11 protein-coding genes are annotated in these 16,237 nt (G+C 35.6%); 10 read left to right on the top strand and 1 reads right to left on the bottom strand.

What is annotated here, in order from left to right:
* Nucleotide 1 precedes the first annotated feature (1 nt).
* The gene (locus ACMHJ2_RS02935; protein ID WP_413511464.1) at nt 2-661 is read right to left on the bottom strand and encodes a CBS domain-containing protein; all 660 of its coding nucleotides are present in this window, start codon (nt 659-661) and stop codon (nt 2-4) included.
* Nucleotides 662-755: 94 nt separating this feature from the next.
* Between ACMHJ2_RS02935 and ACMHJ2_RS02930 the strand changes: the two genes are divergently transcribed.
* From ACMHJ2_RS02930 to clpX, 10 genes are all read left to right on the top strand, one after another.
* On the top strand, nt 756-1,469 hold the full coding sequence (locus ACMHJ2_RS02930) for a pyridoxine 5'-phosphate synthase (protein ID WP_413511463.1): 714 nt from the start codon (nt 756-758) through the stop codon (nt 1,467-1,469).
* Nucleotides 1,469-2,245 (top strand): alpha/beta fold hydrolase, encoded by a 777-nt coding sequence (locus ACMHJ2_RS02925; protein WP_413511462.1) that lies wholly within the window; start codon nt 1,469-1,471, stop codon nt 2,243-2,245. The genes ACMHJ2_RS02930 and ACMHJ2_RS02925 overlap by 1 nt, the downstream gene beginning before the upstream one ends.
* Before the next feature lie 678 nt (nt 2,246-2,923).
* Entirely contained in the window at nt 2,924-5,866 is a 2,943-nt protein-coding gene (locus ACMHJ2_RS02920) for a gliding motility-associated C-terminal domain-containing protein (protein ID WP_413511461.1), read from the top strand.
* 357 nt (nt 5,867-6,223) lie between these two features.
* The gene (locus ACMHJ2_RS02915; RefSeq protein ID WP_413511460.1) at nt 6,224-9,166 is read left to right on the top strand and encodes a gliding motility-associated C-terminal domain-containing protein; all 2,943 of its coding nucleotides are present in this window, start codon (nt 6,224-6,226) and stop codon (nt 9,164-9,166) included.
* Nucleotides 9,167-9,474: 308 nt separating this feature from the next.
* Entirely contained in the window at nt 9,475-10,725 is a 1,251-nt protein-coding gene (locus ACMHJ2_RS02910; RefSeq protein ID WP_413511459.1) for an OmpP1/FadL family transporter, read from the top strand.
* Between the two features lie 18 nt (nt 10,726-10,743).
* Entirely contained in the window at nt 10,744-12,366 is a 1,623-nt protein-coding gene (locus ACMHJ2_RS02905) for a hypothetical protein (RefSeq protein ID WP_413511458.1), read from the top strand.
* 10 nt (nt 12,367-12,376) lie between these two features.
* Complete coding sequence (locus ACMHJ2_RS02900) at nt 12,377-12,733, top strand: phage holin family protein (RefSeq protein WP_413511457.1); 357 nt, start codon at nt 12,377-12,379, stop codon at nt 12,731-12,733.
* Nucleotides 12,734-12,831: 98 nt separating this feature from the next.
* Nucleotides 12,832-14,157 (top strand): trigger factor, encoded by a 1,326-nt coding sequence (gene tig / locus ACMHJ2_RS02895; protein ID WP_413511456.1) that lies wholly within the window; start codon nt 12,832-12,834, stop codon nt 14,155-14,157.
* Between the two features lie 83 nt (nt 14,158-14,240).
* Nucleotides 14,241-14,900: an ATP-dependent Clp endopeptidase proteolytic subunit ClpP gene (clpP, locus tag ACMHJ2_RS02890; protein WP_413511455.1), complete on the top strand. Its 660-nt coding sequence runs from the start codon at nt 14,241-14,243 to the stop codon at nt 14,898-14,900.
* 5 nt (nt 14,901-14,905) lie between these two features.
* Nucleotides 14,906-16,147, top strand: coding sequence for an ATP-dependent Clp protease ATP-binding subunit ClpX (gene clpX / locus ACMHJ2_RS02885; RefSeq protein ID WP_413511454.1), 1,242 nt, complete (start codon nt 14,906-14,908; stop codon nt 16,145-16,147).
* Nucleotides 16,148-16,237: the final 90 nt, after the last annotated feature.

Here is a 16,237-nt window from a genome sequence, read left to right as displayed (position 1 = left end):
ACTATATGTTTAAAAATTTGTTTAGATAATTGGAATGTTCGATTAGTTGGTTTTGATGTATATCTTCCTCATGTTGAGAAATAATGGTAAAATCAAAACGCCTTAAATCGTGAATAATTGCCTCAATGTTTTTTTGATTTAAACGCAAAAGAAGCTGCGTCTTATTTTCAAGTGTACTTAGCACCAAAAGACCAAGGAGTTTGGTGTTGTTACTTTCCACAATTTGAACAACTTGTGAAAAACTAACAGCCGACGTATTGTTCTCAATAATAAGGGACGTACCCCATTCAGTCAAAAAAGTGCTTTGTAACAAATGAGCGACTAATGCAGTTTCAGGAAGCATACCCTTGAGTTGCATTTCCTCATCCAATACGGGTAAGAGATTACACTTATTTTGAATAAAAACATCGGTTATTTTAGCTAGGCCATCCGTTGCATATACAAAAAAGGACTCTACCTGATAGAGAAGGTTGCTTATCTCCTGCGTTTCATCTGCTTCATATAATATGGTAGTAGATAGATTTCCTAGCCATCTGTTATTTGAATCAACAAGAGCCAAATGAGAATATTCATTTTGATCTAAAAAGTCAATTACTTCACTCACTTGGGTTGTGAGGGTTAGGATGGGGGCGTCGATGAATAAAGATTCTGTTGTAATCAAAATAAGTTCTATTGAAATGCTTTTGCAAAATAATTAAAAATAAACCAATAAGCCTTACTTATACTTTGTATTTTTGTTTTTTAATATCTTATTTATGACAAAGCTATCTGTAAATATCAATAAAATTGCTACTTTGAGGAACTCACGAGGTGGTAATGTACCTAATTTATTAAAAGTGGCTGAAGATGTTCAAAAATTTGGTGCAGCAGGAGTAACGATTCATCCTCGTCCTGATGAACGTCATATCCGCTATCAAGATGCAAGAGATTTAGTGCAAGTAGTTCATACCGAATACAATATTGAAGGGAATCCTATGGATGACTTTTTGAAACTTGTTTTTGAGTGTAAACCAACCCAAGTAACTCTTGTGCCAGATGCTGTTGATGCTTTGACTTCTAATGCTGGTTGGAATACCATTAAGCACAAAAATTTCTTGATAGAAATTATTCAAGAATGTAACTTACAAGGGATTCGTACTTCAATTTTTGTAGATCCTCAACTGGAAATGATTGAAGGAGCAAAAATTGTGGGCGCTGATCGTATTGAGTTGTATACCGAAGAATTTGCTACCCAATATGGTTTAGGAAATGAAAAGGGAATTGAACCTTATGTAAAAGCAGCTGAATTAGCCGTTGAGTTAGGTTTGGGAATTAATGCAGGCCATGACTTAAGTTTGGCTAACATTCAGTTTTTTAAAGCGAATATTCCAAACTTACTCGAAGTTTCAATAGGCCATGCCTTAATTTCAGAATCGATTTATTTAGGATTGGAAAATGTGGTTAATATGTATATTCAAAAATTGAGTTAATGGAGTCTATTTTATATTCAAAAATTGAAGGAGAAGGCGGAATACCTATGTTGGTTTTACATGGCTATTTGGGAATGTCTGATAATTGGAACACCTTTGGTAAACAAATGACAGACAAAGGCTATGAGATGCACTTATTGGATTTAAGAAATCACGGACGTAGCTTTCATTCCGAAGAATGGTCTTATGATGTTATGGTAGAGGATATTATCCGATATATGGATCACTATGCGATGTGTGAAGCCCTTGTTTTGGGACATTCTATGGGAGGTAAAGTAGCCATGCATTTAGCAACAAAGTATCCGACACGAGTTGAGAAACTTATCGTTGCAGATATAGCACCACGTTCTTATGCACCTCATCATCAAACTATTTTAGAGGCTTTGAATGCAGTTGATTTTTCTGCAAAACCTTCGAGAAGAGAAGTAGATGAAATACTTAGTTCGCGAATTAGTGATTTTGGCACGAAACAATTTTTACTCAAGAGCTTATATTGGAAAGAGCCTGATCAACTGGCTTTTCGATTTAATTTAAATGTTTTTAATAAAGATGAAAATGTTGTAGGAGAAGGAATTGATGAAGATACATTGTTTGATAAGCCAACTCTTTTTGTTCGCGGTGGAGCATCAAATTATATCCAAGAAAAAGATGAAGGGATAATCAAGAAGCACTTTCCTCAAGCGGTTATTCAAACAGTTCCCAATGCAGGGCATTGGTTGCATGCGGAAAATCCTCAACTGTTTTTTGAGTTTGTAGTAGATTTCTTAAAAGAATAAGTCATAATAAAAAGCCCTTGTGTTACGCACAAGGGCTTTTTTTATGGAAATAATGAACCTCTTTTATAAAAAGGGGGGTGGAGTAGTTTTGAAACAAAATACTTCTTGGTGATTAGGTTTAAATTTTAAAACAGAGGCTATTATTTAGCGTAAGTTCTGTTAGTTATTTACGGATATTGGATAACAAAGTACAAAAGAATGTAGTAGAATTTCCTCGTGTTATAGTCTCCCTTGAGTAAGGGTCGAGTCAAGTGTAAGTTTCCTTCGATAAAAAGCCTTTTTTTGGAAGTAGAGTGGCACTTGATACGCAGTTGGCTCGAAGCAGCTGTAAGAAAGTAGATATAGGGTGTTTTTCTAGGTGTTGGAAATTTATTTTTATTATGTTTAAATTATTGGGGAAATAAGTAGAAAAAAAATAGATATAATTTATTTTTTTTAAAAATGTCAGGTGGTTTTTATGTTAAATCTAGTAAAGCTGTTTTTAAATTATTCTTAATCTATTTAAAGGTTTTATTTTTGTGTAAATTGTTATTTTTTTAACTATTTAGGTAGGTTTTGTTTGTATTTTGAATAGTTAATTAATTTGTGTTATTTTAGTTTTGGTTAAAATTAACTTAAAACACATTTGTTTTAAGAATAAAATGGTTTAACATTAATAACTATTACAACCCTCCATTTATGAAACAAAAAAAAATATTCTTACTTGGTATCTTGCTTTTACTGAGTAATATTGTATGTGCACAGTATTATACCAAACATTATATAGCCCCAGCTCCTTGGCAATATTGGAGTACAGCTAATCAAATTGTAATTGGTACCCTATCGACAACTCCTGTTGAAGTTATTTTGAAAAAAAGTGACGGAACAGAATTAAGTCGATTCAATGTTACATTAAATAATCCAGTTTCTTATCGGTTTACAGGGAATGTGAATACATTGACCCGAAATGTAGTGAATACAACCTATGCTGATCGTGGAATCATAGTGGAAGCTAGTGCACCTGTTTTAGTTAACCTTAGAAATATTGCTTCTCTTGCTGCGGAAGTATGGAATACTAGAGCATCTGAATATATGAAAGGCAATGCTTCTTTGGTGAGTTTTGGCGAAGAAGGTTTAGGGGTGGAATTTCGTTTAGGGTATTACAGACAAAGTATACAGGGGTTATACGATGATGTTGTTGTTTATTCTGTTATGGCAACAGAAGATGATACAACGATTGAAGTGCAACAGGGAACGGGAGTTGTTACATTTAATCTTAATGAAGGACAGAGCAGGTTGTTTACAGCGCCTATCGGAAGTTATTTAAAATCCAACAAGGCTGTAGTCGTCAATGTTGGTAACTGGGGAGATACCCCAAGAGTATGTGGACCTGGTGGGGCGTGGGGACAAGATGGTACATTTGATCAAGTTGCCCCGGTTCATATGTTGGGTCATCGTTATTTAGTAGTTCGAGGAGAAGGTACAGTTCCTACTGACGCACAACGCAATCAATTTCTTGGATCGGAACAAAGCTTAATTGTAGCCACGAAAGACAATACAACTATCACTATTAGTAGTTTTACTGCTCAGGGTACATTAACTGGAACTCCTATAACGCAAGTACTCGCTAATGCAGGAGATTTTTATTCCTTTTATCACGGAGATGGTAGAAATGCAAATTCTTCTAGTTTAATAGAGTCAACTAATGACGTAATTGTTTATGCGGGAACAGCTGTTGAATGTGAGACGGATATTTCAACCGTTTTACCAATTGGCGGATGTGCGGGGTCTATTAATATTCAAACTAAGAAGTTTATAAATTACAACGATGGAGCATTGCCTTATATGGGGTTTGCTATTATTGAACACGCAACTGAAATTGTTTATTTGAATGATCAAAATATCGAAACGCTAACCAATACAACTAGAATTTCACTAGGTACTAGTGGATTTTATATGTTGGTTTTTAACCATACTTCAATTGGAAGTCCAGAAAATATTCTTTTGCGATCAGCTTTGCCTCTGACGGCTAGTTTAGTTCAGCAAGGAGATGGATTCTCTATGTCGGCTTTTTTCTCTTCTTTTGGTCAAGCCGCTCAGCTACCTATAGAAGTTCAGCAAAACCAAGACTGTACGGTTCGAATTAAATCACAGGAAGAATCTTCAGAATATGAATGGTTTCTAGATGGAGAATCCATAGGGATTACAACAGAGAATTTTATAGATGTAACGACTAGTGGAAGATACGCGGTCAAAATAAGGAAAGCCTGTGGTTGGAGTAATAGGTCTTTGCCTTTGGAAGTGGAAGTTAAACCTTGTACAGATTTGGCTATCACAAAAGAAGTAAAGTCACAAGATAAGGGGGAAGCTGTATTTTTATTAACGGTAAAGAATTTAGATGCCATTTTTACCAATTCTAATGTCGTTGTGACTGATGTACTTCCTTCGGGTTATGAGTTTATTAGCTATGTAGTAAGTCAAGGTGATTATGATGCGACAACAGGGAAATGGACGATTGGTTCATTAAATGCACAACAGACCGTTACCTTAGAAATACGAGTTAAGATTAAAGATACAGGCATTTATTTGAATGTAGCAACCGTAGAGGGAGATAATATTGACTCAAACGACGACAACAATAAAGACGAGGCAATTGTAGCTTTAGGTAAATTAGAATTTACAAAACGGGTAGTTGATAATGAATACAATCGCATCGGGGATAAAATAGAATACGAGATTATAGTAAAAAATAGCGGAGAAACTGTTGTCAAGGATATTGTTCTTACAGATGATAATGCAGATATGGGATCTTTGACACCTGCTAGAATTTCCGAACTTACGCCTGAAGAGGCTGTTACAGTAAAAGCGTATCATACTATTACAGAAGCGGACTTTAGAGCAAAAAAAGTAATCAATCAAGCTTCCTTAGTTGCAAAAACGAGTAGTGGTGATATGAATCAGCTATCAGATGATCCTTCAACCCCTGAACTAAGAGATCCTACTAGGGCAACTATTACCTATCATGCAGATTTACACGCGATAAAAGACGATGGAGTATTGTATTTTAGGCCAGGTCAAGAGACAATCTATACTATTGTTGTGGAAAATAAAGGACCTGGTTCTGCAGTTGATGTTGAGGTATCAGATCCTATGCCGGAAGGGACAGAGCAGATGGAATGGAGTAGTTCAATAGGAACTTCTGGAAGAGGAGATATGATGGATATAATTCCACGTTTAGATGTAGGTGATAAGGTGACTTACCAAATAAAATTAGTAATTTCAACAGAGCATACAAATATATTTGTTAATACTGTAACAGTTATTGCAGCAGATAACATGGATTCCGTTGTGGAATGTGAAACTTGTACTGATATTAATTATCAAAAGGTGTTTATACCAAGAGGAATCTCACCTAATGGAGACGGATTAAATGACTTTTTAGACTTGAGTAATTACAATGTCACGAGTCTTAAGATTTACAATCGTTTAGGTACATTAGTTTATAAAACAGGATATTACAAGAAAGAATGGTATGGTCAATCAAATGCAGGAAATAAGTTACTTCCAAGTGGAACTTATTTTTATGTGATGCAAAATGTAATCAATCATACGTATACAGGATGGATTTATCTTCTATACTAAATAAATGATTCATTGAATTTGAAAGGGTGTTGTGGATTGAATAGATGAAGTGAACGATAGTGAAGAACCCTGTATTATCTACAAGGGCTCTTTTTTAGGGTAGCAAATGGTTAAGAATTAAGTTTTATGGAGTTGTTTTTTAAGTATATTAAATAGGTTATTTTTATTTAAATTACCTTTATTTGAGTGTTAAAATATGTTTTTATTTGTTTTTTGAATATTAATTTATTTTTTATTACTTGCGGTATAGTTAATTTTAACTTAAATTGTACGAGTTTTTAGTCAATCAACAAGAAGCCTGGTTAGAGTAATCGATGCAGGTTTTAAAGATAACAAACCTTAGAACGCACTATATTTATGAAACAAAAAAGCTTTTTACTTCTCAGTATCTTACTTCTGTTAAGTAATGCTGTATTTGCTCAGTATTACAAAAAACACCACATAGCGCCTGCACCTTGGCAATATTGGAGTACAGCCAATCAAATTGTAATTGGTACACTTTCTACAGACCCTGTGGAGGTCGTATTGAAAAAAAGTGATGGAACAACACTGACAACCTTGACGGTTTCGGCTAATAACCCTATTTCTTATCGATTTGTAGGTGCAGCGGATAGTATGAATCGAAATGTGGTGAATACAACCTACGATGACCGCGGGTTATTAGTAGAGGCAACAGAGCCTGTTTTGGTGAATCTTAGAAATATTGCCTCCGACGCTACGATTGGATGGGCGTCTTTAGGTGTAACTAATATTAAGGGAAATGCTTCTTTAGTTAGTTTTGGAGAAGAAGGCTTGGGCGTAGAGTTTCGCTTAGGCTATTACCGACAAAGTACACAAGGACTCTTTGAAGATGCCCCTGTGTATTCTGTTATGGCCACCGAAGATGATACGGCAATAGAAATTCAACAAACCACAGGGCTATTGACGTTTACCCTTAATAAAGGGCAAAGTAGATTGTTTAAAGCGCCTATAGGGAGTTATTTAAAAGCAACTAAATCAGTAGTTGTTAATGTTGGAAATTGGGGAGATACGCCAAGACTGTGCGGTCCTGGAGGAATTAATGGACAAGATGGAACCTTTGACCAAGTGGCACCTGTACATATGTTGGGAAATCGCTATTTAGTAGTTAGAGGAGAAGGAACCATTCCCAATGATACACAACGCAATCAATTTTTAGGTTCTGAACAAAGTTTAATCGTTGCCTCTAAAGATAATACAACAATTACGATTCGCAGTTTTAGCCCGCTAGGAGTGGAAACGGGAGCTCCTGTAACGCACGTATTAGCCAATGCAGGAGACTTTTATTCGTTTTATCATGGAGATGGACGAAATGCAAATTCTTCAAGTTTTATCCTCGCTGATAATGAAGTGATTGTTTATGCAGGAACGGCTGTTGAATGTGAAACGGATATCTCCACAGTATTGCCTATTGGAGGCTGTGCAGGATCAATCAATATTCAGACTAAAAAATTCATTAACTATAACGAGGGTGGTTTACCATATATGGGGTTTGCTGTCATAGAACACGCTACAGAGCCAGTATTTATCAATAATCAAAATATAGAGGTGCTTACAGGTACTAATAGAGTAGCCTTAGGAAATAGTGGTTTGTATATGATTACCTTTAATCACACATCTATCGGTAATCCCGAAAATATTATTTTGCGATCAGATTTGCCCTTAACAGTTAGTTTAGTTCAACAAGGAGATGGTTTCTCCATGTCAGCTTTCTTTTCATCCTTTGGGCAAGCAGCTCAAGCGCCTATTGAAGTGAAACAAAATGAGGATTGTACAGTGCGATTAAAATCCAATGAAGACTATCCAGAATATGAATGGTTTTTAAATGGTGAATCAATAGAGATTACAACAGAGAACTTTATAGATGTTACAGAAAGTGGTATATATTCAGTAAAAGTAAAAAAAGATTGTGGATGGAGTAATAGGTCATTACCCCTAGATGTAGAAGTAAAACCATGTACAGATTTAGCGATTACTAAAAAGGTGAAATCGCAAGATGATGGGATTGCCGTATTCTTGATTACCGTAAAAAACTTAGACCAGATTTTTACTGATCCAGATGTGATTATGGTTGATTTGCTACCTTCAGGCTATGAATTTATAAGTTATGTTGCTGGAAAAGGAACGTACGATCCTACAACCGGGGAATGGAAAATAGGAGCATTAGCTGCCCAAGAAGAAGTGAGTATTGAAATTAGAGTAAAAATTTTAGATGGGGGTCAATATTTAAATGTCGCGACGGTGAGTGGAGCTAATATTGATTCTCATACCGACAATAATCGAGCGGAAGCGATTGTCGCTTTAGGAAAGTTAGAATTTACAAAAAAAGCAGTAGATAGGGAATATAACCGAATTGGCGATAAGATTGAATATGAGATTATTGTCAAAAATATTGGAGAAACGATAGTCAAAGAAATTGTGCTTACCGATGCAAATGCAGATCCTGGGTCTTTAAGTCCATCGACTATTGCAGAAATTGCACCTAGAGACTTTGTTACAGTTAAAGCGTATCACACGATTACAGAAAATGATTTTAGAGCAAAAGAAGTGATTAATCAAGCTTCTTTAGTTGCAAAAACAAGTAGTGGTTCTATGGAACAAGTATCGGATGATCCTAAAACTCCTCAACGCAATGACCCTACGATTACGCCAATTACCTATCATGCGGATCTTCATGCTGTAAAAGACGATGGAATACAATATTATATTCCTGGACAAGAGACTACCTACACTATAGTGGTGGAAAACAAGGGACCTGGTTCAGCCGTAAATGTTGAGGTGGCAGATTATATGCCCGAAGGAGTAAAACAAATGGTATGGTCTAGTTCAATCGGAACTTCGGGTAGTGGAAATCTGGTGGATATTGTTCCTCTTTTAGAAGTAGGAGATAAAATCACCTATGAGGTTACGCTGACAATTCCAACCGATCATACGAAGGAATTCATCAATGTTGTAACTGTTGTGGCACCAGATAATACAGATCCTGCACCAGAGTGTGAAACTTGTACTGATATCAATTATCAAAAAGTATTTATACCTAAGGGAATTTCTCCGAATGGCGATGGACTTAACGATTTCTTAGACTTGAGTAATTATAGCGTCATAAGCCTTAAAATATACAATCGATTAGGTATATTAGTTTATAAAACAGGGTATTATGAGAAAGAATGGTACGGTCAATCTAATTCAGGAAATAAATTGTTACCTACTGGGACTTATTTTTATGTGATGCAAAATATTCTAAAGGATACGTATACAGGCTGGATTTACCTCCAATACTAAAGCGAATTCTCGCGTTTGTTGTTATATAGCCAAGGAGCTGTCTTATCTACGTAAGGCAGCTCTTTGATTTTAAGAAAGCAACGATTTTAATGTTAAGGAATTGCTGGAATAGGATATGTCTTTTTTTGAATATTAAGAAGGTAAATGAAAAAATGATAAAAAAAAGGGGATTGTGGTTTGAAATTTTTTAAAAACCACTAGTTTTGTTTAAATTTATTCTTTTGGAATGTTAAAGTGTATATTAAAAATTTGTCAAATTAGTATATATTTATATATTTACTATAAATGAAATAAAATAAGTGTGAATTATGATAAAAAAGGTATTGTCATTATCCCTGCTAACCTTAATTACCGCATCTTCATATGCAGGTGGTTATCGCGTTAGTATGCAAGGAAACAGACAGCTTGCAATGGGACATGCAGGGGTAGCTGTTATTAGTAGTGGTGCTGAATCACTGTTTTTTAATCCTGCTGCATCAGTTTATCTAGATGATAAGTTCAACTTTTCTGCAGGGATGAATTATTTGGTCGCTGATACTAAGTTTCAAAATGAAACCTATGGTTGGGAAAATGAAACCCGAAACGGGGGTACTCCTATTTATTTTTATGGAACTTATAAGGCAACCGATTGGTTAACAGTTGGTTTGGCTGTTTATACACCGTATGGAAGTGCAGTGGATTGGGATAGAGATTGGCAAGGGTCGCACTTGGTAAATAATATAGATTTAAAAGCTTTTTACTTTCAACCTACAATTGCTGTAAAAGTAAGCAAACACTTTAGTTTTGGCGGAGGACCTATTTTTGTTAATGGCGGGGTAACTTTTGATCGTAATATTTCACGCAGTATGACCAATGAACAAGGGCAGCGAACTAGCGTTGAAATTGAAGCTAAAAATGTTACAGCTTGGGGATGGACTGCGGGATATTTAGTAAGTGTGGATGAGCATTTGCGCTTTGGATTAAACTACCGCTCTGAAATTATAATGAAAGCAAATAGCGGAACAGCAACTTTTGCTAATGCACCCGCTTTTGGAGCTGCCATGTTTAAGGATGGTAAAATTAAAGCTGAAATGCCACTACCAGCAGAGTTAACAGTCGGAGCTTCTTATTCCTGGAATAAATGGGTATTTGCTTTTGACTATAATAGAACCTTTTGGAAAGTATATGATGCTTTAGTCATTGACTTTGTAGATAGCCCAGTAGAAACATCGGTAAATCCAAGAAACTATCAAGATTCAAGTACGTATCGCGTTGGTGCTCAGTATGCAGTGAATGATCAATTGATATTAAGAGCGGGTTGGTACTACGATGAAAGCCCTGTGCAAAAAGGGTATTTTGCTCCAGAAACGCCTAGAAATGATTCACGCGCTTATACCGGAGGTCTAACCTATAAATTTAAAAATGGAATTGGAGTTGACTTAGTATTCTCTTATTTGCATTTTAGTGATACGAATAGTTCCTATGATTATTATAATGAAGACGGTCATAATGTATCCTTTGGAGGTACCTATAAATCAGCAGTAACTAGCGGTGGACTAGGCGTAACGTATAGTTTTTAACGATTAAAGTGATTTAAAATGAAAAGAAAATATTTATATATAGCTCCGCTTTTAGCTTTTTTAGGTGTGGCATGTGAGCCTTCTATTAAAGATGAAATTAATTCAGGAACCTATTATGCTGGAGAAGCAGATTTTTCTTCGTATGTAGCCATAGGAAATTCTTTGACAGCTGGATACATGGATGGAACTTTGTATCGTTCGGGGCAAAAGAATTCCTTTCCTAATATTTTAGCTCAACAGTTTAAAATTGTAGGCGGAGGAGAATTTACTCAACCTTCTCTGGATGATGATACCAATGATGTCGGTGGGATGCTAATGGGCGGTAATCAATTACCTGGTTTTGGCACTAAATTAGTAATGAATATGTCAACCAGTAGCCCTGAAAATAAATCAGGTACCATTACTTTAGATGTAACCAAAAGAAGCCAAAAAGCATATCATAATGCAGGGGTGCCTGGTGCTAAAACCTTTCATTTAATTGCCCCAGGTTATGGTAGTCTAAGTAATCTAATGGCAGGAAAAGCAAATCCGTATTTTGTACGTACAGCAACTTCTGATGAAACAACGGTTATGGCTGATGTAATGTCGCTAAAACCAACCTTTTTTACCAATTGGATTGGAGCAAATGACGTATTGGCTTATGCTACTTCAGGCGGAGAAGGATTGGATCAAAATGAACAAGCAAATGGGACTGATCTAACCCAATACGGAAGTAATGATATCACACACCAAGTTGTATTTAAAGTGGCTTATGAAGGCATTGTCAATACACTTACTAGTGGTGGAGCAAAAGGAGTTGTAGCAACGATTCCAGATGTAACAACAATTCCATTTTTCACAACGGTTCCTTATAACCCTTTAACTTCGAGTGTTTTGGTACAGCCAGGACAAGATGAAGATGCTGTTTTTGCACAATTGAATGCATTAATTGGGATGTTTAAACAGATTTTAGGACAATTTGGACAAGGAGATCGTTTGCAATTATTAGATAAAACAAAAGCGAACCCCTTGTTAATCCAAGATAAAAGCTTGACTAATTTAGAACCGCAATTAAAAGTAGTTATAAAAATGCTTGTGGATGGAGGACAGTTTCCTTTTCCTCTTTCAGAGCAAGAAATTGCATTTATAGCGCAGAGCTTTGGTCAAGCTAGACATGCGACTGCTAAAGATTTAATGCTTTTGACAAGTAGAGCAGAAATTGGAGGTTCACTGCCTGCAACAGGAAGCCCTACTTTAGATGCTTTGATGAAAAAAGGAGTAACCTTTCCTATCCAAGATAAATTTGTTTTGAATGTGGTAGAACAACAAAAAGTGCAAGCTGCTACCGACGCTTTTAATTCAATTATTAAAAATGTAGCTAGCGAAAAAGGATTAGCTGTTGCAGATATGAATGATTTATTGCGCAAAGCAGTTAGTGGATTAAGAGTAGAAGATGGACAAATTTATACCGCAGATTATTTCAAAGGAATGGGGAATTTAAATACGGTATTGTTCTCGCTAGATGGAGTGCACTTGAATGCAAGAGGATATGCTTTTATTGCTGCTGAAATCCTACGCGTGATTAACAAGCATTATAAAGCAAATATTCCACTAGTGAATCCTGCTGTTTATCCAGGACCAACCTTAGTATTACAAAATTAAATAGGAAAAAATGAGTTTTATAGTTCGATTATTAGTTACAACCGCCTTAGTTGTTTTCCTTTGTTGGTTGTTACCTGGCGTCCATGTTACAGGATGGACCTCTGCTTTATGGGTGGCCGTAGTCATGGGGGTGCTAAATATGTTTTTAAGACCTATCTTAGTCTTTATGACGCTGCCCGCTACAATTGTAACCATGGGGCTATTTCTGTTTGTGATCAATGCGCTTATTATTATGCTAAGCGCCTATTTTGTCGATGGATTTCAGGTTAATGGATTTTGGTATGCCTTATTATTTAGTTTGATTCTGGTTTTTTGTCAATCGATACTAAATGGTATTCTGTTAAAAGACGAACCAGGAAAGAGATAAAAATTTAATAGTTGAAAGACAAACACTTAAAAAGTTGGACGGGTTGTAAAAATAATTTATTTTTGCAACCCAATTTTATATGTAAATACATCAAAAAAATGAATATTACAAGAAATAATGTAGATGCTCTTAATGCAATTGTTACTATTGAACTTGCAAAAGAAGATTACCAAGGTAATGTAGATACTGTGTTATCTAACTATAAAAAGAGCGCCAATGTTCCTGGATTTAGAAAAGGTGCTGTACCTATGAGTTTAATTCAAAAACAATATGGAAAATCAGTATTGTTCGAAGAAATAAACAAAATGTTGCAAGAGAAATTGAATAACTATCTTGTAGATGAAAAATTAGATATTTTAGGAAATCCTCTTCCAGTAATGAATGAGAACTTTGACTGGGATGCTGATGTATTAAAATTTGATTTTGAATTAGGATTAGCTCCTGAGTTTTCTGTAGACTTAGAAGGGAAAACAAAGGTTACAAGATTCAATATCGTTGCTGATGAGGCTATGTTGAATGAACAAGTTGAATATATCCAAAAACAATACGGAAAATTAATCTCTAAAGAGGTAGTGGAAGAAACTTCTGAATTAGTAGGTACTTTCGTAAATGAAGAAGAAGGAATCAACAAAGACGTAACAATTCCAGTTACAGATATTAGAACAAAAACAAACCAAAAGAAATTCTTAGGCAAAAAAGTAGGTGAACAAGTAACCGTTAATACAAAAGGGTTATTTGAAGACGACCACAAATTAATGGATGTTTTAGGAATTGATCATGATAAAGTTCACGGATTAGAAGTTGATGTTGTATTTACAATCAATGAAATCAATGAAACTGAAAAAGCAGAATTAAACCAAGAACTTTTTGATAAATTATTTGGTGCTGGTGTAGTTACTTCATTAGAGCAATTAAAAGAAAAAATCAAAGAAGATGCAGAAAAACAATTTACTTCTCAAGCAGATCAAAAATTCTTAAATGATGTTTTTGAATCCTTGTTAGAAACAACTTCTTTTGAATTACCTGCAGAATTCTTGAAAAAATGGTTAATGACAGCAGGTGATACGCCAATGTCTGAAGAACAAGCAGCTGATGAGTATGCAAAATCAGAAAAAGGATTGCGTTACCAATTAGTTGAAGGTAAAGTAATGGCGCAATATGAGTTACAATTAACGTTTGAAGATATCAAAGCCTATACTACTAAGTTAATCAAAGAACAATTAGCTCAATTCGGTCAAAGTGAGCCAGATGATAAAACAGTTGAAGATATCGTGGCTAGAGTAATGTCTAACCAAGATGAGGTAAGACGTATTTCTGAGCAAGCAATGAATGAAAAAATGTTAGCTTTATTCGTTGACAAAGTAAATGCAAATGTGAAAGAAGTTTCTTACAAAGATTTCGTTAAGGAAATGTACGGAGAATAATTCTTTCCTGAAAATTAAGTATATTTGAGCGTCTATTTGAATGAATAGACGCTCATTTTTTTAATCATAAAAGGAAATAGTTTATGGACTACGGAAAAGAATTTCAAAAATTTGCGACAAAGCATCACGGTATAAATAGTATGTATTACGATAAAATCGTAAGCAGTATGACACCTTACATTATTGAAGAACGTCAGATGAATGTAGCTTCAATGGATGTTTTCTCGCGTTTAATGATGGATCGTATCATCTTTTTAGGAACGGCAATTGACGATTATGTAGCCAATATTATACAAGCCCAGTTGTTGTTTTTATCAAGTGTAGATACTGAGAAGGACATTAGTATTTATGTAAACTCACCAGGAGGTGGAGTATATGCAGGTTTAGGTATTTATGATACCATGCAATTTATTAAACCAGATGTAGCAACAATCTGTACAGGAATGGCTGCTTCTATGGGAGCTGTATTATTATGTGCGGGAGCTGACGGAAAGCGTTCGGCTTTACCTCATTCGCGTGTTATGATCCACCAACCTTTAGGAGGAGCACAAGGACAAGCTTCAGATATTGAAATTACAGCGAGAGAAATTTTAAAATTAAAAGACGAATTGTATCAAATCATCGCTAAACACTCAGGACAATCCATGGAAAAAGTACATCACGATAGTGATAGAGACTATTGGATGATTGCTGAACAAGCAAAAGCGTATGGTATGATTGATGAGGTTCTAACAAGAGGATAAGTATTATGGCTAAAGAAGAGATGAGATGTTCCTTTTGTGGGCGTCCAAAATCAGAAACTACTATTCTTATAGCAGGAATTGATGCGCATATCTGTGATCGATGTGTGGATCAAGCCTATGGTATTGTTCTAGAAGAGGAAGATGCGAAGCATTTAGAAGGGCTATCTAATGAGTTACTATTGAAAAAACCAATGGAAATTCGCGCTTTTTTAGATGAGTATGTAATCGGACAAGATCAAACCAAGAAAGTAATGGCTGTGGCGGTTTATAATCACTACAAGCGTTTGCTACAAGAAATGAAAGGAGATGATGCGGATATTGAAATTGAGAAAAGTAATATCTTAATGGTTGGACAAACAGGTACGGGGAAAACATTGGTAGCAAAAACAATTGCAAGAATGTTGAATGTGCCTTTAGCAATCGTTGATGCAACAGTGCTTACTGAAGCAGGATATGTTGGTGAGGACGTGGAAGGAATTTTGACGAAGCTTTTACAAGCCGCAGATTATGATGTAGATAAAGCAGAGCGTGGTATTATATTTATTGATGAGATTGATAAAATAGCCCGTAAGAGTGATAATCCATCTATTACACGAGACGTATCTGGAGAAGGCGTGCAACAAGCCCTGTTGAAACTCTTAGAAGGAAGTGTTGTGAATGTTCCACCAAAAGGGGGAAGAAAACACCCGGATCAGAAGTTTATTGAAGTGAATACCAAAAATATTCTCTTCATCGCTGGTGGCGCTTTTGATGGAATTGAACGCATTATTTCTAAGCGTTTAAATTTCCAATCGGTCGGTTATGGGTCTATTAAAGAAGGAGAAAAAGTAGATCGCACCAATCTGATGCAGTATATTATTCCAAAAGATGTCAAAGACTTTGGATTAATTCCTGAAATTATCGGTCGTTTGCCTGTTTTAACTTATATGAACCCACTCGATAGAGAAACTCTTAGAGCCATCCTTACGGAGCCTAAGAATGCTTTAATCAAACAATACGAAAAGTTGTTTGAGATGGATAACATCGCTTTCACTATTACAGAGGATGCTTTGGATTATATTGTCGATAAAGCGTTAGAATATAAATTAGGTGCAAGAGGTTTGCGCTCGCTTTGCGAGGCGATTTTAACCGATGCAATGTATGAACTGCCAAGTGATGAAAAAGCAACAGAATTGGTCGTAGATAGAGCTTATACAGAGCAAGCCTTAAACAAAAACTTATTGCAAAGACTAGAAACAGCGAGTTAGTTAATGATTAACCGCACACCGTTAGCCAAAAAATTAGGGCTGTCTCTTTTTACTAAGAGACAGCCTTTTTTTGTATTGAGTAGTTTAAGT

The organism is Myroides odoratus (genome assembly GCF_965118575.1).
Classification (GTDB): Bacteria; Bacteroidota; Bacteroidia; order Flavobacteriales; family Flavobacteriaceae; genus Flavobacterium; species Flavobacterium odoratum_B.
The sequence above is the reverse complement of the archived record's forward strand: the minus strand, read 5'-3'. Positions and strand labels throughout refer to the sequence as shown.